Origin of the sequence: Pasteurella multocida (assembly GCF_900187275.1) — a bacterium.
Classification (GTDB): domain Bacteria; phylum Pseudomonadota; class Gammaproteobacteria; order Enterobacterales; family Pasteurellaceae; genus Pasteurella; species Pasteurella multocida.
In genome coordinates this window covers 1,740,863-1,762,229 of record NZ_LT906458.1, presented here as the reverse complement: position 1 = coordinate 1,762,229, position 21,367 = coordinate 1,740,863, and the positions used below count along the sequence as shown (strand labels likewise).

The window sequence follows — 21,367 nt, the reverse complement described above, 5'->3', positions numbered from 1 at the left end:
AAAATGTGTCAATTTTGACAGCCATATCATGTCAAAATGAGTTAAATTTGACTGATTTGTCGCACATTGACGAGACTTTTATTTTGTGTTTTTGGGGGGTATTGTAGGTTAAATTTCATACGATAGATGAAATCAGTTTAGTAGTAACTCCCCCTCATAATCATTCTCATACATCACAAAATAGGAAGGATCAGATCATGAAAAAAACATTCTCTTCAGCCCTGATTGCACTCGGATTAAGTATGACAATTGCAGGTGTTGCGCATGCAAATGAAAAACTCATTGTTTATACCTCGATGAAAGAATCGTTAATTGGTGCGTTAAAAACAAAATTTAACGAAAAGCATCCTGACATTGCGATGGATTATCAATCTGCTGGTGCAGGCAAACTCATGGCAAAAATTGCTGCAGAAAAAGAATCAGGACAAATTATGGCAGATGTCATTTGGACCAGTGAAGTACCGGATTTCTTTAAAATGAAAGCTAATGGCATGCTAGATGCGTATGTGTCACCTGAAGTTGAGCATATTGTGAACCCGATTCCAGATTTTGATGGTTCCTTTACACCGATTCGTTTAGGTACCTTAGGTATTGCCTATAACACGCGTTTTGTGAAAGAGCCCCCGACAAGCTGGGATGATATTACGGGCGCAAAATACAAAGGGGCTTTTGGTATTGCTAACCCGGCTTTATCGGGAACGGCGTATATGAGTGTTGCCTTGTTGAAATCGACTTTTGGCTGGGAGTTTTTTGAAAAAATCAAAGCTAATAAAGGTAAAGTGGGGAAAGGATCGGGTCAAGTCGTGGATGATACTGCCTCGGGTGACTTATTAGCGTCGTTAGCGGTGGATTATATTACCAACGACAAAATCAAAAAAGGTGCGCAGCTTAAATTGGTCTATCCAAAAGAAATGTTAGTGATTCCAAGCCCTGCTGCGATTTTCAAAGGCACCAAAAACCCAGCTGCGGCTAAAAAATTCATTGATTTCTTATTGTCTGAAGAAGCACAACACATTATTGCGCATGAAGGTACGTTACCAGTGAGAAAAGGTGTTGCAACCTTAGAAGGTATGCCAACAGTAGAAGATGCGATTAGTCGTGCTATTCCGATTGATTATCAAGCAATCTTGACGGAGAAAGAAGAGATTGTGAAGAAATTCACCCAAATCCTCCAAGGACGTCAATAAAACAGGAGTGCACTATGGCAACAATCACATTCGAAAAGGTCAGTAAAGCGTTTGGTTCGAATGAAGTGCTAAAAGATTTATCTCTTGTAGTGAAAGATGGTGAATGTTTTACCTTACTTGGACCATCTGGCTGTGGTAAAACGGTCTTACTTCGTTTGTTAGCCGGGTTTGACGTGCCTGATAGCGGACGCATTTTAATTGACGAACATGTGGTGTCTGATCCAGCAGAAGGCATTGATATCCCCCCTGATCAACGAAGTCTGGGGGTGGTATTTCAAGATTATGCGGTTTGGCCGCACATGACCGTTTTCGACAACATTGCGTATCCATTAAAGCTGAAGGATTTAGATAAAGCCTTAATTCAGCAACAAGTGATGGAAGTGGTTAATTTGGTCAATTTGACGGGATTGGAAAAACGTTTACCTTCCCAACTTTCCGGTGGACAGCAACAACGTGTCGCGCTAGCACGTGCGTTAGTGGCGAAGCCCTCTTTGATGTTATTAGATGAACCATTAAATAATCTCGATGCGAATTTACGAGAAGAAATGCGTTTTGAAATCAAAGAGTTACAAAAGAAACTGGGCATTACGATTTTATATGTGACTCACGATCAAGAGATTGCTCTCGCGATTTCCGATCGTTTAGCCATTATGGATAAAAACGGTGATATTCAACAAATTGGTACCCCTTGGGAGATTTATGAAAAATCTGCTAATGAAATGGTGTTTAAATTCATGGGGTTAGCTAATTTTATCCATGTGCGCTATGAAGAAGGACAGCATTTTATTGGACAAGGTAAGCAAGCGTTACAATGGCAAAATCTGCCTGCGGAATCCGGCAAATTAGGTTGTCGCCCTTCAGATATTATTTTGAGCAAATCTGGGGAAGGATTAAAAGGTAAAGTGGCGCGAGCCAGTTTTCTTGGCGCCGTAATGGATTACATGATTAATATTGACGGCGTGTCTTTACGAACAGAAATTTCCACCAATAAAGCATTGCAACATGATTTGATGTTCCAAGAGGGGGAAGACTGTTACGTTAATTTCCATGATTTGCTTTGGTTTACTGATAATCAACAACATGTTCAGCAAACAAGGGGGTAGCAATGGCCGCAGTGATTCAAAAAAGTCCATTTAATGTGGCGAATGCGATTTTAGCGTTATCAATTGGGATTTTGGTGATTGTGGTTGCTGTCCCTGTGTTATTAATTTTTATTAATTCCTTTTGGGTAAATGGGCAATTTAATGTTACCGATGTCGTCAATATTTTGAAACAGAAAGAAACCTACGAAGCCTTATTGAACTCATTATTCATTGCCGTTGGTGTGACGATCATGAGTACGATCGTGGGGACATTTTTTGCCTGGTTAGTGACACGTACCGATTTGCCTTATAAAGGGCTGATGAAAGTGATGTTTCTCGTGCCTTTTATGTTGCCGTCTTTTATTGGGGCGTTAGCTTGGAAAATGTTACTTTCCCCTCGTGCCGGCTATATTAACCGTTTCTTTATGGATACGTTTGGTTTAGAGGAACCGATTTTCAATATCTACAGTTATACGGGCATTATGGCGGTAGAAACCATGTATTTGTTCCCCTTCGTCTTTATTCAAGTATGTGGTGCACTTGAGCGTATGGACCCGACGTTAGAAGAATCAGCGCGTATTTCTGGCGCCAGTCTTTTTACCATTACACGTAAAATCACGATTCCATTAGTGATGCCGAGTATCGTGTCGGGTGCGTTATTGATTATGCTTTACTCTATGGCTCACTTTGGTACGGTGGCTGTATTAGGGGTGGAAAATGGGATTTTCAATATTCCGACCTTAATTTATGAACGTATCCATCAAAGTGCGGGGAGTTTTGAGGCAATTCGGACCGGAACGGTGTTAGCGACAGTATTAGTGGTGACGGCTGCGTTGATTATTTGGTTGCAAAATAAAATTCTTAATCGTGGACGTTTCCAAATTATTGCGGGTAAAAGTTTCCGTCCTGTTGAGGTGAAACTCAGAGGATTAAGAATGCCATTATTGTTTATTTGTGTGTTCTATATCGCGTTTACCATTGTGTTACCAACGGTCACGATTTTTATCGTGGGAGGGTTAAAAACCTATGGTCTGCCAATTACTTGGGAAAATCTCACCTTTGATAACTACAAATTTATCTTGTTTGACTGGCAGCTCACTAAAGATGCGATCCGCAATAGTGTGCTATTAGGTTTAGCCGCGGCAGTGATAACGATGTTTGCTGGGGTAATGATCTCTTATGTCATTGTGAAGATGCGAGTGAAAGGCAAAGGAATTCTTGAATTCTTGGGTATGTTGCCATTCTCAGTACCCGGCTCGGTGATTGCGTTAGGGGTTATTTTAGCGTGGAGCGGTAAATTTGGTATTAATTTATACAACACAGTATGGATTATTTTGATTGCCTATATTGCGCGTTACATGGCGTTCTCACTAAAAGCCAACTCCGCAGCGCTAGAACAAGTACATGACTCTTTAGTTGAAGCAGCACGTGCTTGTGGTGCAAGTATGTGGCAATCGCTGAAAGATATTGTCGTGCCGTTAGTGCGTCCGGGAATGATTGCTGCTTTCTTCCTCATTTTCTTACCGGCATTAAGAGAATTAACGGTTTCGGTCATGTTATATGGTCCGTCAACACGTACGATCGGGGTGGCGATTTATACCCTGAATGAAGATGGCGAAACGGTTTATTCTGCAGCATTAGCGGGTATTGCATTAATTATTATTGTGTTTGGGCAAACCGTGATTAAACGTTATGCCGAGAAGAAAACACAGAAATAGCCGAATATTAAGGAGAAAATGATGAGCTATATTCAACTTAATCATGTGATGAAAAAATTCGGCGATGTCATTGCCATTCCTGATCTGAGCCTCAGTATTGAAAAAGGGGAATGTTTTTCTATGTTAGGACCGTCTGGTTGCGGTAAAACCACGACATTACGTATGATCGCAGGATTTGAAGATTTAGACGGCGGAGAAATTCGTGTAGGCGATCGTTTACTTTCTTCCAAAATCACTAATTTCTATTTACCGCCAGAGAAACGTAATTTTGGGATGGTGTTTCAGGCTTTTGCGGTCTGGCCGCATATGACGGTATATGACAATGTGGCATTTCCTCTCACCTTGAAAAATGTGTCAAGACAGGAAATCGAAAAGCGGACGAATGACGCGTTAAAACACACTAATTTGCTGAACGTTGCACAAAAAAGCCCAGATGATTTATCCGGCGGGGGAAAACAGCGTGTGGCATTAGCACGTGCTTTGGCGTTAAATCCAGATGTGATGCTACTTGACGAGCCGTTATCCAGTTTAGATCCCCATTTAAGGGAAGAGATGCGCTTTGAAATTAAAGCCCTGCAACGTAAATTTGGTTTTTCCATTATTTATGTGACTCACGACCAAGCCGAAGCAATGGCGTTATCGGATCGGATTTTGGTGATGAGGAAAGGACTTATTGAACAAATTGATACGCCATTGAATGTGTACAATAACCCAAGCAATAAATTTGTGTTTAATTTTATTGGGTTATCGAATCAATTACAGGTCAATTTATCTCCCCAAGGGGTGTCTTTTGCAGGACTGGATGGTACTTTTCATATTCAACCTTCGCCTCCAATAGCACTGGTGCAACAAGGGAAAGCGATTTTAGCCACGCGCCCGTCAGAAATTGATTTTGTCAATGAAGGCGGCGTAACAGGCGTTGTGAAACGGCGTTCTTATTTAGGCGAAGTAATTGATTACAATATTGTTGTGGGTGATCAGGAACTCCGTGTGCAGAAAGGGCGTCGAGATCCCGGACCAAAAGAGGGTGAAAGTTGCCAACTCGTATTTACTCGATTACATTGGTATCCCGTGGAGTAACGGTTTGGACAAATAAAAGCGCTGTAAAGACAGCGCTTTTTTTCATTATAGCTAGACAAAGTCTAGCTATAAAAACCATACGCTTTGCGTATGGAACAGAAAAGCTTAAGCGGTGAGCAGAACAAAACATCCTCCTATAATGAACAAGGCTGACAACCAAAATTCAACATATAGGAGGATAAGTCATGGCAAGTAAATCCAATGACGATTCAAGTCTATCACACACAAGATGGAACTGTAAGTACCACATAGTCTTTATCCCTAAGTATAGGAGAAAAGCAATTTATGGAAAATTGCGAGTTGATATAGGAGGGATACTAAGACAATTATGTCACTACAAGAATGTAGAGATAATAGAGGCATATGCAATGAAAGAGCATATCCATATGCTGTTAAGGATACCTCCGAAACTGGCCGTTTCAAGTTTTATGGGGTATTTAAAAGGTAAGTCATCGCTAATGATATTTGAAAGACATGCAAATTTGAAATATAAGTATGGGAATCGAAATTTTTGGGCGAAAGGCTATTATGTAAGTACAGTAGGTTTAAATACAAAAATTGTAGAGGAATATATCCGAAATCAGGAAAAGGAAGATATGATTCAGGATAATTTATCGAAGAAAGAATATATGGACCCCTTTAAGGGGTAGGCAACAGAGTTATTGAACGGTTGTCAGAATTCACATGCCCCTTGAGGGGCATGTGAAGTACTAGGCCCTTATAGGGTGGCCTAAAAACCGCCCGTTTTACGGGCGGATTGTTATTGTTTGAGTGAACGTGCTATCAAAACGTTTTCAGTATTGACCGCACTTCGGGGTTAAGAGGTAATTAGTATTGATTGGCATCATAACCATAGTAGGCATTGGTTAAGATCACCTCCATATCGCTTACTACAGGGAGTGATCCGTCACTAATAAGGTTTGGCGAGAACTTTCGATAATGGCGCGTTTGACCTGTACTTCATGGTAGTCGTAGTCTAACAGTGAGCCATCTAAGTCAATACCACTGATACCTAAAATACCAAAATCTAAACGGAATTGTGAAATAAAGGCAACGGTTGCCTCACCAATAATCCCCCCGTCTTGACGTAATGAACCACTCGCCAAAATAATATCAAAGGTTTCATTTTGCATTAGGATATAAGCGGCATTAATGTTATTGGTCACAATGCGTAATTTTTGATGATTTAAGAGTGCCTTCGCTACCGCTTCTGGTGTGGTACCAATATCAATAAACAAGGAAGCACCGTTTGGAATTAAGCTGGCAACTCGCTGAGCAATGCAGTTTTTCCCTTTCAAGAAGAAGTTTTTCCGATCTTCATAATCACTGTTTTCTGCCGTAGAGGGCGAGGCAGCACCACCATGATGACGACGAATTAAATTTTTCTCAGCCAGCTCATTTAAATCACGACGAATAGTCGGGGGACTGACATCTAAGAGGCTAACCAGCTCTTCTGTACTGACGTAGCCTTTTTGTGTAACGAGATCAAGAATTTTTTGGTGGCGAATAGATTGTTTCATGTAGTGCCTTCATGTTGTGGCTAGTTTTGATTGCATTTTATGCTATTTTTATTTGCTGATCATCTTTTTAGTGTGGGCTTTATCGTTGCCCAACCGAGCAGTAAGCCGACAATTAAGCCAGTAATGTGGGCTGTATTACCCATTTCAACCCCAAAGAATGGGCTGATAAATCCACTGACAATCCCGACAATCAGCATTAAGGAAAACCCGCTAGGGAGAGTGAAGTCCGCGTTTTTCCCCCACTTATCATAAATTAACACATAGCCTAAGACGGCATACACCACGCCAGATAAGCCAAAAAAGTAAGGTCCGGAGGCAATATTTTGCGCAAAACCACTAAGTAAACCGGCGATTAAGAAGAGCTGAAATAATTTTCCTGTACCAAAATGGTGTTCAATTGTATGGCCAAACAACCACCACCATAACAAATTAAACAGAATATGCAGGGGAGAAAGATGCACGAAAGTATGTGATAAATAACGCCAAAATTGTGTATCTTGCTGTGTATTCTCAGGATAATGCATCAAGGTGAGAATACTGTCTTGATAGCCTGTCAGCTGGAAAATATAGATCACAAGGCAGAGCGTAGTAATAAAAAGGGTGAAAGGACCTGTACGCGATCGGCTACGTAATGCACTGAGGGTGAGTCCAGATTGCTGCAACATTCCTTTTAGTGAGGTCGTGGTTGACTGTGTATCTCCACGTTGCCAACTTGCCTGTTCATATTTGGTATGAAAAGGGTCTGCGAGAAAAGGCGGTACTTCTGCAAGGATAGCCTCAAAGTGCGGTGCATGTTGAGGTAAAAAAAGTTGAATTTGTTGACCGTTTTCGTCTTGTATCTCGCGCAGTTCCACTTCTACGTTAAATTGTGCACGAATATAATCTCGAAAACGAAAAGCCAATGTGGGGATTTCACTACCAAATAAATATCGCATTTGTTATATTCCATAGCTGTATTGAGATGTCATTATTGTAACGAGATGGAGTAAAGAATGGAAAGAGAAAATAAGCCAAAAGGATTTAGTGGGTTTAGTTGGGGGATTGCACTATTTTGTTTGCCAATTTTGCTGTGGCCGTTAGCCTTAACCATTTCACCGAATTTGTTGAAAAATCCTCGCCTGAGTGAAACGGAAACCACGTTGATGTCCGTTTTTTTATGGGCATATCCTTTTGGCTTAGCGTTAATCGCACGGCTTGCGTATCGTCTTAATCAACACAAACCACCTTTTGCACGCGGGCTGTTAGGGCTTAGTGCGGTGGCGTTTTATGGGATGCTGTACTATGTAGCAGGTGGGTTTCATTAACCTATGCGTTCGATTGGTAACCCATCTCGTTCCCAAGCCTCAAACCCGCCGGTTACACTGTACACTTGGGTGTAACCCTGTTCGATCAAATACATTGCTGCACCACGGCTACTGACGCCATGATAGCAAATGACAATGACGGGATGATCATCTTCATATTGCATCTCAAATTCGCCATAGGATTGATGACTCAAGTGAAATGCTTGGGCTGGATGAGCGAGAGCAAAGTGTGTTTCATTGCGGATATCTAACAAAGCAGCAGCGTGTTGTTGCACCAGTTGCCAAGCTTGTTGTGGTGAAATTTCAGAGAATGCAGACATAATGATTTTTCGTTGATGTTTAAAAGTTCGGCAATATAACATTTTTCTTGCGAAAGACAAAATGACAAGAGTGCACTCAATTTGTGAGTCATTCGTGATTTTTGCTTTTCACATTTTGACCCGCTTGTTTTTTTTCCTTATGATGAACCGATCATTTTTTGTTTAAGGGCAATTTTATGCAATATCTTTTATCGCAAACAGAACAAGGACAACAACTGGGGATCACCGCCAAAATGGCAAATCGACATGGTTTAATTGCGGGAGCAACCGGGACTGGGAAAACGGTTACCTTACGTACTATGGCAGAAGCTTTTAGTGATGACGGTGTGCCAGTCTTTTTAGTGGATGTCAAAGGCGATTTATCTGGTTTAGTCAAAGCCGGTCAATTTCAAGGAAAAATTGCTGAGCGTATTGAGCAATTTGGCTTGGGTGGCGAAGGCTACCTTAATGGCTATCCTGTTTCATTTTGGGATGTGTTTGGCGAAACGGGTATTCCGCTTCGCACTACAATTTCAGAAATGGGACCTTTACTGTTATCGCGTCTTTTAAATCTGAATGCCACGCAAGAAGGGCTATTGAATTTAGTGTTCCGTGTTGCAGATGATAAAGGGCTATTGCTGATAGATTTAAAAGATTTACGCGCGATGTTGAAATATGTAGCAGACAATGCCAAAACGTTCCAATTGGAATACGGTAATGTTTCAGCTGCCAGTGTGGGGGCGATTCAGCGTGCCTTGCTTACCCTTGAAAATCAAGGGGCCGCAAATTTGTTTGGCGAGCCGGCTTTGAATTTAGAAGATTGGTTACAAACACGAGATGGGCGTGGTGTCATCAATGTGCTGAATTCAGAAAAATTAATTAATTCACCAAAAATGTACAGTGCCTTTTTACTCTGGCTCATGTCAGAGTTATTCGAGACTTTACCTGAAGTTGGTGATCCGGAAAAGCCGAAATTTGTGATGTTCTTTGATGAAGCACATTTATTGTTTGATGGCGCCCCCGCCGTGTTGGTGGATAAAGTGGAACAAGTGGTGCGTTTAATTCGTTCTAAAGGCGTTGGTGTGTATTTTGTGACGCAAAACCCGTTAGATTTGCCGGATACGGTGTTAGGTCAGCTTGGTAACCGTGTACAGCACGCCTTACGTGCCTTCACGCCACGAGATCAAAAAGCGGTAAAAGCTGCCGCCGAAACGTTCCGCACTAATCCAAAGATTAATGTGACGGAAACGATCACCAGTCTTGGTGTGGGACAAGCGTTGGTGTCTTTTTTGGATGAAAAAGGGATGCCGACCCCCGTCGAAGTAGCGTTTATTTTCCCGCCACGTAGCCAGCTAAAACCGATTGCACAAGAAGAACGCGATGCTTGGGTTAAAGACGATGATATTTATCCTTTTTACCGTGAATTGATTGATAATGAGTCTGCCTTTGAAGTGTTAAATCAACAAGCAGATCTTGCTGCTGTTGCGCAAAAGCAAGCAGAGCAAGCACAACAAGAAGAGGAAAGTGGTTTAATGGGCAGTTTAAGTCGCATGATTTTTGGTACGAAAAAACGCGGTGAGAAACTGACTGTGACAGAAGAAATTGTTAGTGGTGTGGCGAAATCAGTTGGACGTAACATCCGTACTCAAGTGACCAAGCAAATCATGCGTGGTATTTTGGGGGCATTGAAGAAATAAAGTGCGGTCATTTTTAAGCAAGTTTTACGAGACTTGTTGAAGTCATCGACAAAAAAACGCGGTTTTATTCAATATCAAACCGCGTTTTTGTCTTCTAATGTTTACTTAGAGAATAAAATTGGCAAACAGTAAACCAAAACCTAAGCTAAATGCCATGCTTAATAGACCAGGGAGCATAAAGCTGTGGTTGAAAATGAATTTACCAATGCGTGTTGTTCCAGTGGTATCAAAATCAATAGAAGCAATGATTGGACCGTAGTTTGGAATAAAGAAATAACCGTTTACTGCCACAAAGGTACCAATCAAGATCGGTGCTGGGATACCTAATGCAATACCAAGTGGGAATAAGGTGGCGACTGTTGCCCCTTGGCTATTCACTAATACAGATAAGGCAAAGAGTGCAAATGCAAACGCCCATGGTGCCGTTTCAACGAGGTATTTTACTGAATCTTTGACTTCCACAATATGGGCTTGCATAAGCGTGTCACCTAGCCATGCGATACCGAAAATCGCAATGACAGCACGCATACCTGCATGGAAGACCGATCCTTTAGTTACCGCTGTGCCATCAGGTTTACACAATAACATAATGAGTGCACCTGCAGAAAGCATCACGATTTCAATGGTGTGTGCCATCCCCATTGCTTTGCCATCAAAGGTTGGGCGTAAGCTTGGGAACGTCCCCATTAATACTACTAATAATGCAGCAAACAAGAAGATACCTACAGATACTTTTGCTTTATCTGAGATGTCAGCTTCACCAATGGTAGATTGTGCTTGGCTTTCTTTAACGTATTCTGGATCTTGTAATTTGGCTAAATAAACAGGGTCTTCATGTAATTCTTTCCCCATTTTATTAACAAATAAACACGCCACAAAAAGTCCTAATACCGTGGCTGGAATGGTGACAGATAAGACATTCCCTAAGGTGATGCCCTGTGGCTCGAGAAAGTTCACTACAGCAACCACGGCTGCCGCGATAGGACTAGCCACAATGGCGAATTGTGAAGCAATCACAGCCATAGACAGTGGGCGTTCTGGGCGTACGCCATTATGGCGACTGACTTCCGCGATAACCGGTAGTACAGAATAAGCTACGTGCCCGGTACCCGCTAATACGGTGAAAGTCCAAGTGACAGCAGGTGCCATAAAAGTAATGTATTTAGGATTTTTACGTAAAATACGCGCCGCAATTTTGATCATATAATCTAAACCGCCTGACGCTTGCATCGCTGCGGCGGCAGAGACGACTGCCATGATCATAAACATAACGTCGATAGGTAAGCCGGCTGGTTTTAAACCAAACCCAAAGGAGAGAATAGCAAGTCCTAAGCCCCCCATAACTCCGAGCCCGATACCGCCAATACGTGCCCCGACTAAAATACATAGTAAAACTATGCCAAATTGAATGAAGAACATAATGTATCCTTATGTGATAAGTTTGAATGAAGATTGCAGAAAAGAAATGATCCGTTACCTTCCTACTTTCGTAGAATCGGGATTAATATAGCAATAAATAGGTAGGCTATCTATAATGTAGATCAATTAAAATTTGAATACTTTGCTTTGAAAGATATTTAAAGTGCGGTTATACTTAAGCTCTTATTTTAAACTTAATCCTGAGAAAAAAATGCAAGAATTTATTCCAATGGCAAAAGCCTTTGCCCAAAACCATACTTTAATGGTACTTGCGTGGGTAATGGTCTTTTTTATGGTCATTTATACTTTTGTGAAAGATTTCACCTCAAAAGTCAAAGTGGTGACAAATGCGGAAGCGGTAAGCTTGATGAATAATGAAGATGCCGTTGTGGTGGATTTACGCTCTATTGATGAGTTTGAGCGTGGTCATATTATTAACAGTTTGAATATTTTACCCGCAGAAATCAAAAAGAATAATGTCGGTAAAATTCATCATCATAAAGACACGCCTGTGATTCTGGCTTGTGCAACCGGTATGAGTGCCGGTGCGTCTGCCGAGTTATTAAGTAAACAAGGATTTAACCGTGTTTATACCTTAAAAGAAGGCATTACAGGTTGGCGTTCTGCAAATTTACCTTTAATTAAAAAATAGATCATAAGGATTTAAACATGTCTGAAGAAAATCAAGTGAATGCGGCAGATACACAAGCAACACAGCAACCAGTACTTCAAATCCAACGCATTTATGTGAAAGATGTGTCGTTTGAAGCACCTAATCTTCCACATATTTTCCAACAAGATTGGGAGCCAAAACTCAGTTTTGATTTAAGTACAGAAGCGAAACAAGTCGGTGATGATTTATACGAAGTTTGCTTAAATATTTCTGTGGAAACCACCATGGAAAGTTCAGGTGATGTTGCTTTTATCTGCGAAGTCAAACAAGCTGGGGTTTTCACCATTAGTGGTTTAGAAGAGATGCAAATGGCACATTGTTTAACTTCACAATGCCCAAATATGCTTTTCCCTTATGCGCGTGAATTAGTATCAAGCTTAGTGAATCGCGGTACATTCCCTGCATTGAATCTTTCCCCTGTGAATTTTGATGCGTTGTTTATGGACTATTTACAGCGTCAAGAACAAGCTGAACAAACCACAGAAGAAGAAAATAAAGACGTTCATTAATCTATCTCTTTTCGCTCTCGCTGTGAGAGCGAAATTTTATCACTTAATTTATTAAGATGATGTCCAATTGCCTCACTTAGTTTCATCATTTTTCGGGAGTATAACATGAATACGACTGTAGCCACTTCTCCAATTACGGTACTTGGTGCAGGTTCTTATGGTACCGCATTAGCGATTGCGTTTTCTCGAAATGGTTTCCCTACTTATCTTTGGGGACATGATCCTGTTCACATGCAACGCTTAAGTGAAGAACGTCAGAATAACGCTTTTTTGCCGAATATTGCTTTTCCAGATGCCTTGCATATTGAATTTGATTTAGCCAGTGCCTTAAGCCAATCACGTGATCTGTTAATTGTGGTGCCAAGTCATGTATTTGGGGAAGTGATTGATAAAATTAAGCCTTATTTACGCCCTGATCATCGCATTGCTTGGGCGACGAAAGGGTTAGAGCGCAATACGGGGCGTTTATTGCAAGAAGTGATTGAGGAAAAGCTCGGTACACAACACCCGTTAGCGGTATTATCTGGACCGACATTTGCGAAAGAGCTTGCTGCCGGTTTACCGACCGCAATTGCCCTAGCCTCCAATAATGAACAATTTGCTTTGGAATTCCAAGCACGTATCCATTGCAGTAAACATTTCAGAGTTTATATTAATCAAGATATGATCGGTGTGCAGCTAGGTGGTGCGATTAAAAATGTGATTGCGATCAGTGCTGGGATGTCGGATGGTATGGGCTTTGGTGCTAATGCACGAACAGCCTTGATTACTCGTGGTATTGCGGAAATTAGCCGTTTAGGCGCCTCATTAGGCGCGAATCCAAATACTTTTATGGGCATGTCTGGCTTAGGTGATTTAGTGTTAACCTGTACTGACGATCAATCGCGTAACCGCCGATTTGGTATCATGCTCGGTCAGGGCTTTTCAGCCCAAACAGCAATGGACAATATCGGGCAAGTGGTAGAAGGCTTTTATAACGCGAAAGAAGCCTATTTATTAGCGCAACGTCAAGGGATAGAAATGCCGATCACAGAGCAAGTTTATCAAGTTTTATTCTGTGGTAAAAATGCACAAGACGTGGCGGCAAGCCTACTTGGACGTGAGCGCAAAGGGGAATAATAAGGAAAGCAGAACGAGGTAAGTAACATGCCATTAGCGGTTTGGACGGACATCCGTCAGGAAGCAAAAACCTTAGCAGAAAATGAGCCAATTTTGGCCAGCTTTTTTCACGCAACGATTTTGAAACATCATAATCTTGGTAATGCATTAAGCTATATTTTAGCCAACAAATTGGCAAATACGATTATGCCCGCCATTGCTTTGCGAGAAATTATTGAGGAAGCTTATCAGGCGGATCCTGACATCATTGCCAGTGCTGCCTGTGATATCCGTGCGGTGCGTCAACGCGATCCCGCGGTGGAATTATATTCTACGCCACTGTTATATTTAAAAGGTTTTCATGCCTTGCAAAGTTATCGGATTACCCATTATTTATGGCAACAAGAGCGGAAAGCCTTAGCTGTTTATTTACAAAACCAAATCTCGGTCGCCTTTGATGTGGATATCCATCCTGCGGCTAAAATTGGTTGTGGCATTATGTTTGACCATGCGACAGGCATCGTGGTGGGAGAAACCTCGGTGATTGAAAATGATGTGTCGATTTTACAAGGCGTCACCTTGGGTGGTACGGGTAAAGAGTGTGGCGATCGTCATCCTAAAGTACGCGAAGGTGTGATGATTGGTGCTGGGGCAAAAATCTTGGGTAACATTGAAGTGGGACGTTATGCCAAAATTGGGGCAAACTCGGTTGTTTTACAACCTGTCCCTGAATATACCACCGCAGCGGGGGTACCGGCACGTGTGATTGCTCGCGATCAAGCGGCGAAACCCGCTTTTGATATGAACCAATATTTTAATGACGATCATGCCTCTAAGGTGTAATTTAGCAGTGAGTTAAAAAGTGCGGTCATTTTCCGCACTTTTTTCTTACTGAAGACACGTGAGCACAAGGATATTTTATGATTAATAAAGAAACGCAGCTTTGTATTTCACTGGCGGGTAAACCGGGTAATTTTGGCACGGCGTTCCATAATTACTTATATCAAAAGCTAGGGCTAAACTATATTTATAAGGCATTTACCACCTCCGATATTGAACATGCCGTAAAAGGTGTGCGTGCGCTCGGGATTCGGGGTTGTGCGGTATCCATGCCCTTTAAAGAAAGTTGTATGCCGTTTCTCGATGAAATATCGGCATCAGCCAAAGCCATTGAGTCGGTGAATACGATAGTGAATGAAGATGGCTATTTAAAAGCCTATAACACCGATTACATTGCGATCAGCAAATTGATTCAACAGTATCAACTTGATAAACATCACAGGGTGATTGTGCAGGGGAGTGGTGGTATGGCGAAAGCCGTTGTTGCAGCATTTAAAAATGCGGGCTTTCACAATTTGAGTGTGTATGCACGTAATGCAACCACAGGACAGTATTTAGCGAATTTATATGGATATCAATATATCAATCATTTAGAAGGCAATGAAGCATCGATTTTAGTGAATGCAACCCCGATTGGGATGTCTGGTGGAGAGGAAAATACGCTCGCTTTCCCTGAAAGTCTGATTGAGCAAGCCAGCAGCATATTTGATGTTGTTGCTTTGCCCGCAGAAACACCATTAATTCAATATGCGAAACAGCAAAATAAGCAGACCATTTCAGGTGCGGAAGTGATTGTCTTGCAAGCGGTCGAACAATTCGAACTCTACACGCATCAACGACCAAGTGAAACTTTGATTGCCGAAGCCGCTGAGTTTGCGCGTTCAATCCGTTAATTTTTACATTCTGATTCAATAGGGCACAGTATTGTGCCTTTTTTGTGCTTTTTAGCGAATAAAAAAGCAATCTGATTATCTTCCCTTTCCTTTCTTGTTTTAGGCTTGTAATATGATGAATCTTATTTTTTATTGAAAAATAAGATTCATCGCTTTAAGTAAAGTGATTTCCTTTGTTTTATCCTGAAATCGAGAAAGGAGTTCTATTTAAATGATTTCAAGAGGTTGTAAAGTAAATAAATTTTTTGCTGTTTTGATGATGTGTTGCATTCCGCAAGTAGTTTGGGCAAATACAGAAAAGAAGCAAATTGTTTTTTTAGATGAAATTAGTGTGGAGTCGAAAGGTGCTGCTTTTCGTAGCGATCCCCTTTCCGGCTTACCAAAACAAAATGACATTTTAGTCAGTAAGCAAAAATTAAAAACAGGATCCAGTACATTAGGTAATGCGTTAGCGGGTGAACTCAGTGTACATAGTAATCAATTTGGTGGTGGATCCAGTGCACCTGTCGTTCGAGGACAGGAAGGCGTGCGTTTAAAAATCTTACAAAATGGTTCTGATGTCATTGATATGTCTCAACTTTCTCCTGACCATGCGATTGGTGTCGATACGTTATTGGCAGAGCAAGTCGAAATTGTACGTGGTGCCTCAACATTGTTATATGCCAATGCGTCACCTGCTGGTGTGATTAATGTAGTAGATAAACGCATTCCAACACAGCTTCCTCAAAAGGGCTATGAAGTGGATTTCAACACGCGTTATAACACGAATAGTCATGAAAAATTGGTAACGGCTGCACTGACTTTCGGGTTAGGTAAGCACATTGCTTTACGGGTAGAAGAACTGTTACGTGGCTCAAATAATTACCATGTGCCAGCATTTAAGCTAGACAAAACATTAAATTATGTCCCCGATACTCAAAATAAAACGAAGTCAGGTAACTATGGTGTGGCTTTTATCGGTGAGCGAGGTTATGTCGGTTTTGCCTACAATCTTCGTCGTGAGAAATATGGGTTACCGGGACATAACCATAAGCTAGATAGTTGTGCTGCGCATATTTGGGGTGGCAATGTACGTAATGACTATTATTTAGGGCTTTATCCTCATTTAATGCATGATACGGATCTAGTAAATACGCATTTCCATTGTGGATCAAATCATGACATGGATGGAAAACACAGTCATGATCATCCGTACGGTCACGATCATGACCATTCTATTGCCGGTCCATTGATTGATTCTTATGCTAAACGTTATGACATACGTGCTGAAGTCAAACAGCCGATGAAAGCGATTGAGAAAATCAAACTCAGTTATTCGGAAACCCGTTATAAACACGATGAAAAAGATGGCAATATCGCCGTGAATTTATTTAAAAATAACGGATATAACCTGCGCGTAGAAATTTTCCATACGCCCATAGCGGGGTTGAGTGGCGTTATAGGGGCGCAGTATCAAACACAAACCAGCAGTGCGAATATTCCGCGTATTGCACCATGCTCAAATAATGCAAGCGATCCTTGTCATAAGAAAAAGCAACGCGATCCGTCCAAAATCACTAAGGGTGATCGTAAGTCATGGGCATTGATTGAAAATACTCAATCACAAATGAGTTTTTTTGCTATAGAACAATTGCGTTGGCAAGATTTTTTATTTGAAATTGGTGTACGTACGGAAAAACAACGCATTGATATTGAATATGATCGCGCTTGGCTGTTTAAAGTAAAGCGAAAGCTAGAAGGCTGTGATCCGAATTCGTTCTTTTATAGCCCATCAGGATGTCGTCAAGGCAGTTATCCAGCACCTGATTTTGCCTCTTATCATGATCGCGCGACCTCTTATTCTGGTGCTATCAGTTGGAATATGACGCCTGACTACACCCTTTCTTTGACTTACTCACATAACGAACGTCACCCAACACCGATGGAATTGTATTACCACGGCAAACATTTAGCGACGGTGTCATTTGAACATGGCAATCGTAATCTGAAAAAAGAAGTTTCTGATAACTGGGAAGTCGGTCTTGCGTATCTTGGTGACAAGCTAAGTTATAAAGTGAATGTATATTACAATGATTTTAAAAATCGGATTTTTAATCAAACATTGAACAAATCCGGTAATTTATCTTTGAATCGTTATAATCAATCCAAAGCGAAATATTATGGTGTGGAAGGGCGTATTGACTATGCGTTGACACCTGAACTGCACATGGGACTTTTTGGTGATTATGTGCGTGGAAAACTGTATGATTTACCGCCAACGTACCGTGTCGATCATGTGGTGAATAGCTTAGAACCCGTTCCTCAACCTGATCAAGACGCACCACGTGTCCCGCCAATGCGTTTAGGCTTTCGTGTGAATATGGAGATGACTGAGAGTTTAACAAGTTCACTCGAATACACTTACGTTTATCAACAAAAGAAAGTAGCGCCGTTAGAAAATCAAACGGCTGCATATAGTTTATTAAATATCGGAGTGGATTATTCACGCCAAATAGCTGGGGTAAATTATCAATTATTTGTTCAAGCAAATAATGTGTTAAACCGTAAAGTTTATTCTCATACTTCTTTTTTACCCTTTGTACCGCAGATGGGGCGTAATGTGACTTTAGGATTAAACATCCATTTCTAAATCAGCAGGTTGGTTTGCTAAAAAAGCACAGTATGCCAGTCCAGCTACTGTGCTTTTTCATATTTAACTTGGGAAATGCTTACCTCAATGCAAACATATCATGACTCTAAAGAGAGTGGCGGCTCATGTTGTGTGAGGACTTTTTTATGTTGTTGAATAATCTGCATAAAGGGTTGCGCAAAGCGTTCAAACTTAGTCGCCCCTACCCCATTGATTGCTAACATTTCCGCTTTGGTGGTGGGTTGATATTGTGCCATTTCTTGTAAGGTCGCATCATTAAATACAATATAAGCAGGGATATTTTCCTTGTCTGCGATTTGTTTACGTAAGAAGCGGAGTCGAGCAAATAAGTCTTTGTCATATTGTGCCATGGCGTAGCGTTGAGGCGCTACCACGGAGGTAAGTGATGAAATACGTGGCATCGCAAGGGATAAAGGTTGCTCACCGCGTAAAATCGGTTTGGCATTTTCGGTTAATTGCAACGTGGCATTAAAATGATCAAACACTTGTTTGATAAAACCTAAATGAATGAGTTGACGGATAACAGATTGCCAATGTTCTTTGCTTTTGTCTTTACCAATGCCATAAACGCTTAATTGCTCGTGTTGATTGTCTTTGATTTTTTGATTACTTAAACCCCGTAGGACGGCAATCACATAGTGCACACCAAAACGCTGACCAATGCGGTAAATGGTTGACATGACTTTTTGTGCATCAATTAAGCCATCATATTGTTTAGGTGGATCAAGGCAAATATCACAGTTCTGACAAGGTTTTTGTTGGTGTTCACCAAAATAATTGAGTAAGACTAAACGTCGGCAGGTTTGACTTTCGGCAAATTCGCCAATCGCTTGTAATTTCAATGCTTCGATTTGGCGCTGCGGTGATTCGGGTTTCTCTAATAGGATTTTATGTAGCCAAGCGTAATCTGCAGGTTCATAAAATAAAACCGCTTCCGCAGGCAAATCATCACGTCCCGCTCGTCCTGTTTCTTGATAGTAAGACTCAATACTGCGTGGCAAATCAAAATGCACAACAAAGCGCACATTGGATTTATTAATCCCCATACCAAATGCGATAGTCGCAACTACAACTTGGACATTATCGCGTTGAAAGGCGCGTTGAACTTGCTCACGTTGTGCAGTTTCTAGCCCTGCATGGTAGGCTTGTGCGGACACCCCTTTATTACGCAAACTTTCTGCAATACGTTCTACTTTGCTACGGCTATTACAGTAGATAATGCCACTTTTGCCTTTTTGCCCCAAAACAAAACGACAAAGTTGCTCCATGGGTTTAAATTTTTCCACTAAAGTATAGCGGATATTCGGGCGATCAAAACTGCCAATATACACATGCGGGGATTGTAAGTTTAAGTGGCGTAAAATATCTTGCCGTGTGGCATGATCGGCAGTCGCCGTGAGCGCCATTATGGGGGCGTGTGGAAAACAGCTTTTTAAGCCACCAAGTTGGGTATATTCTGGACGGAAATCATGCCCCCATTGTGAAATACAATGAGCCTCATCAATGGCCACAAAACTCACTTTGCAGTGTGAGATCAAATGGAAAAAGCTGGTGGTCATCACTTTTTCTGGCGACACATAAAGTAATTTTAAGGTGCCAGACATCAGTTTATTTTGTACTTGTTGTTGCTCAGTAAAGGTTTGGCTAGAGTTGAGATAATCGGCTTCAATTCCATTCGCAAGCAGCTGGTCCACTTGATCTTTCATTAACGAGATCAGTGGTGATATGACCAAGGTAAGCCCCTCAAAACAGAGGGCTGGAATTTGGTAGCATAAGGATTTGCCATTCCCCGTCGCCATAATCACTAGGCTATCTTTGCCCATTAACGTCGCATCAATGACTTCCTCTTGCCCTTTACGGAAACTTTGGTAACCGAAAACAGCATGCAACATGTCAAGTGCGGTCTGTTTTAACGGAATTTCGTGAAAATCCACCGCACTTTTATTGTCTTTTGAGAGGAGAGAACTAGAAAACATTGTTCAAGGAAATGCCGATACCAATACGTTGGATACGTTGTTGATAATCAATTAAGGATTCACCATAGCCATTATAGTATTGAGTGTAGAAACGAATGTTTTTTGTGATTGGGTAACTATAACTTGCCTCTAATCCCCCTTTGTTTGAGATCGGATTATAGTGACCTGAAAGTTTAAATTGATGATCGCGATAGTAGTACCCCAACGCTATATCAAAATGACCGCGGTATTTAGTGATGTCTGGGTTATCATCATTTTTGGCTTTCTCAGGAATACGCCACCAAGGTTTGATTTCAACTGTCCAATTCTGTTTTATGGCAGAGGCACGCACATAGAGGCGATTCCAACTGCGAGAGAGTTTTTCCGCATCATCGCGCCCATTGGATTGATGATTTATCCCGGTTTCCACATCCTGTAATGTCCAGCCAAAAGGTAAGGAATATTGCGTTTTCCAAGCCAAAAATAGCTGAGGTTCGTAATTGGTTTCGCGGAAAGGAGAAGAATCATCAACATTACTTAGCTGAAACCAGGACTTTTGTGTATAAGAGGCGGCTAATACGGAGTTATTGCCCAAAATACCCCGCCAAAGGGGAAGTGCTAAGCTAATTTTGAACTTAATCTCATCTTTTTGCGTTTTTTCGCGTTTAAGAAAATGCCTGTTTGAATAGGTCCCCAACAGATAGTTTTCTTCGTAGCCAAGTAAGCCGATGAAGGCATCAGATTTAGTTAATAAGACTTCTGCTTTACTTTTATAGGGACGCGCGTCACTTTCATTTGCCTGTGTACCATGGCTAACAAAGACGCCTAACACTGCTAAGATAAGGCATTTTTTGTACAGGTTAATTCCTTTTGCTTTGTACATTCTGATTACTTCCTTAACTAAAGTGAACGATTTCACCATGAGCGGCACAAGCTTCTTCTAAACACGCCCAAAAGTCTTTTCCATCATTGCTTGTCCAATTGTTATTTTGATAACGAAAATGGAAACCACCCACACGGCTTGCTAACCATAATTCTAATAAAGGTTCTTGTTTGTTGATCACCACTTGGCTACGATCTTGAAAGGTAATGCTGAATACCGAACCTTGTGTATCACAATCCACATCACAGTCTTGTGCTTCTAATTGTTCTTCGATTTTTGCCCATACCTGTTCAATATTTTGATGAAATTCTGTTACGTTCATAAAGGCCTCTTTATCGTCATCCTAAAATAAGGATTATAAAGATTTTCGCATTATTGTGATAGCACAAAGGCGGATTTAATGGTAAAAAGTGTTATCGAATTGAATGAGTAAGGATGATGGTATGAAAAAATGGGTTTCAATTTTCTTATTAGGGATGGTTTGTGCCTTAAGTGTGGCTTGTGGTGTGAAAGGTCCTTTGTATTTCCCTGAAAATGAGACAGTACAAAAAACACAATAA

20 protein-coding genes and 2 pseudogenes are annotated in these 21,367 nt (G+C 41.2%); 14 read left to right on the top strand and 8 right to left on the bottom strand.

Annotation, left to right across the window (positions count from 1 at the left end; genetic code table 11):
• The first annotated feature begins 197 nt into the window (after positions 1-197).
• The 5 genes from CKV69_RS08135 to tnpA all read left to right on the top strand — a co-directional run bounded on the left by CKV69_RS08135 (position 198) and on the right by tnpA (position 5,717).
• The gene (locus CKV69_RS08135; RefSeq protein WP_005724123.1) at positions 198-1,187 is read left to right on the top strand and encodes an ABC transporter substrate-binding protein; all 990 of its coding nucleotides are present in this window, start codon (positions 198-200) and stop codon (positions 1,185-1,187) included.
• 14 nt (positions 1,188-1,201) lie between these two features.
• Positions 1,202-2,290: an ABC transporter ATP-binding protein gene (locus tag CKV69_RS08130; RefSeq protein WP_005755022.1), complete on the top strand. Its 1,089-nt coding sequence runs from the start codon at positions 1,202-1,204 to the stop codon at positions 2,288-2,290.
• A 2-nt stretch (positions 2,291-2,292) separates the two neighbouring features.
• Positions 2,293-3,987, top strand: coding sequence for an ABC transporter permease (locus CKV69_RS08125; protein ID WP_005752033.1), 1,695 nt, complete (start codon positions 2,293-2,295; stop codon positions 3,985-3,987).
• 21 nt (positions 3,988-4,008) lie between these two features.
• Entirely contained in the window at positions 4,009-5,067 is a 1,059-nt protein-coding gene (locus tag CKV69_RS08120; RefSeq protein WP_005717992.1) for an ABC transporter ATP-binding protein, read from the top strand.
• Between the two features lie 185 nt (positions 5,068-5,252).
• Positions 5,253-5,717, top strand: coding sequence for an IS200/IS605 family transposase (tnpA, locus tag CKV69_RS08115; RefSeq protein ID WP_014325726.1), 465 nt, complete (start codon positions 5,253-5,255; stop codon positions 5,715-5,717).
• A gap of 178 nt (positions 5,718-5,895) precedes the next feature.
• Here the strand turns inward: tnpA and CKV69_RS10860 are convergent.
• The 3 genes and pseudogenes from CKV69_RS10860 to CKV69_RS08105 all read right to left on the bottom strand — a co-directional run.
• Positions 5,896-5,967, bottom strand: a pseudogene (locus CKV69_RS10860) (oxidoreductase); the annotation flags it as partial.
• Positions 5,964-6,587 (bottom strand): annotated as a pseudogene (locus CKV69_RS08110) (DeoR/GlpR family transcriptional regulator); the annotation flags it as partial. The pseudogenes CKV69_RS10860 and CKV69_RS08110, both read right to left, overlap by 4 nt.
• Before the next feature lie 59 nt (positions 6,588-6,646).
• A complete protein-coding gene (locus CKV69_RS08105; protein ID WP_015702527.1) occupies positions 6,647-7,522 on the bottom strand; it encodes a rhomboid family intramembrane serine protease in 876 nt (291 codons plus the stop codon).
• A 57-nt stretch (positions 7,523-7,579) separates the two neighbouring features.
• On the opposite strand from CKV69_RS08105, the gene CKV69_RS08100 reads away from it, so the two are divergent.
• Complete coding sequence (locus tag CKV69_RS08100; RefSeq protein WP_005717973.1) at positions 7,580-7,891, top strand: DUF5389 domain-containing protein; 312 nt, start codon at positions 7,580-7,582, stop codon at positions 7,889-7,891.
• Here CKV69_RS08100 and glpE read toward each other — a convergent pair.
• Positions 7,888-8,211, bottom strand: a complete 324-nt coding sequence (glpE, locus tag CKV69_RS08095; RefSeq protein WP_005724096.1) for a thiosulfate sulfurtransferase GlpE — start codon at positions 8,209-8,211, stop codon at positions 7,888-7,890. The two genes, CKV69_RS08100 and glpE, sit on opposite strands and share 4 nt — an antisense overlap.
• A 176-nt stretch (positions 8,212-8,387) precedes the next feature.
• Between glpE and CKV69_RS08090 the strand changes: the two genes are divergently transcribed.
• Positions 8,388-9,887 (top strand): helicase HerA-like C-terminal domain-containing protein, encoded by a 1,500-nt coding sequence (locus CKV69_RS08090; RefSeq protein WP_015702526.1) that lies wholly within the window; start codon positions 8,388-8,390, stop codon positions 9,885-9,887.
• Between the two features lie 105 nt (positions 9,888-9,992).
• Here the strand turns inward: CKV69_RS08090 and CKV69_RS08085 are convergent, their stop codons facing one another.
• A complete protein-coding gene (locus CKV69_RS08085) occupies positions 9,993-11,306 on the bottom strand; it encodes an anaerobic C4-dicarboxylate transporter (protein WP_005717965.1) in 1,314 nt (437 codons plus the stop codon).
• A 211-nt stretch (positions 11,307-11,517) separates the two neighbouring features.
• Here CKV69_RS08085 and CKV69_RS08080 point away from each other — a divergent pair, with 211 nt between their 5' ends.
• The 6 genes from CKV69_RS08080 (at position 11,518) to CKV69_RS08055 (ending at position 17,948) form a co-directional block, all read left to right on the top strand.
• A complete protein-coding gene (locus CKV69_RS08080; protein ID WP_005717964.1) occupies positions 11,518-11,958 on the top strand; it encodes a rhodanese-like domain-containing protein in 441 nt (146 codons plus the stop codon).
• A 17-nt stretch (positions 11,959-11,975) separates the two neighbouring features.
• Positions 11,976-12,488, top strand: coding sequence for a protein-export chaperone SecB (secB, locus tag CKV69_RS08075; protein WP_005724094.1), 513 nt, complete (start codon positions 11,976-11,978; stop codon positions 12,486-12,488).
• Between the two features lie 105 nt (positions 12,489-12,593).
• Positions 12,594-13,607: an NAD(P)H-dependent glycerol-3-phosphate dehydrogenase gene (gene gpsA, locus CKV69_RS08070; RefSeq protein WP_005717960.1), complete on the top strand. Its 1,014-nt coding sequence runs from the start codon at positions 12,594-12,596 to the stop codon at positions 13,605-13,607.
• 27 nt (positions 13,608-13,634) lie between these two features.
• Positions 13,635-14,429: a serine O-acetyltransferase gene (gene cysE, locus CKV69_RS08065; RefSeq protein ID WP_005717958.1), complete on the top strand. Its 795-nt coding sequence runs from the start codon at positions 13,635-13,637 to the stop codon at positions 14,427-14,429.
• Between the two features lie 77 nt (positions 14,430-14,506).
• Positions 14,507-15,319, top strand: coding sequence for a shikimate 5-dehydrogenase (locus tag CKV69_RS08060; RefSeq protein WP_015702525.1), 813 nt, complete (start codon positions 14,507-14,509; stop codon positions 15,317-15,319).
• 211 nt (positions 15,320-15,530) lie between these two features.
• Positions 15,531-17,948, top strand: a complete 2,418-nt coding sequence (locus CKV69_RS08055) for a TonB-dependent receptor (protein ID WP_025248526.1) — start codon at positions 15,531-15,533, stop codon at positions 17,946-17,948.
• A gap of 98 nt (positions 17,949-18,046) precedes the next feature.
• On the opposite strand, the gene recQ is transcribed toward CKV69_RS08055, so the two are convergent.
• From recQ to cyaY, 3 genes are read right to left on the bottom strand one after another with little or no spacing between them, the layout of a single operon-like run.
• The gene (recQ, locus tag CKV69_RS08050) at positions 18,047-19,945 is read right to left on the bottom strand and encodes a DNA helicase RecQ (protein WP_015702523.1); all 1,899 of its coding nucleotides are present in this window, start codon (positions 19,943-19,945) and stop codon (positions 18,047-18,049) included.
• Positions 19,935-20,807: a phospholipase A gene (gene pldA, locus CKV69_RS08045; protein ID WP_016504455.1), complete on the bottom strand. Its 873-nt coding sequence runs from the start codon at positions 20,805-20,807 to the stop codon at positions 19,935-19,937. Before pldA ends, recQ begins: the two co-directional genes overlap by 11 nt.
• Before the next feature lie 13 nt (positions 20,808-20,820).
• Positions 20,821-21,129 (bottom strand): iron donor protein CyaY, encoded by a 309-nt coding sequence (gene cyaY / locus CKV69_RS08040; protein WP_005735315.1) that lies wholly within the window; start codon positions 21,127-21,129, stop codon positions 20,821-20,823.
• A 121-nt stretch (positions 21,130-21,250) separates the two neighbouring features.
• On the opposite strand from cyaY, the gene lptM reads away from it, so the two are divergent.
• Positions 21,251-21,367 (top strand): LPS translocon maturation chaperone LptM, encoded by a 117-nt coding sequence (gene lptM / locus CKV69_RS10785; RefSeq protein WP_005717943.1) that lies wholly within the window; start codon positions 21,251-21,253, stop codon positions 21,365-21,367.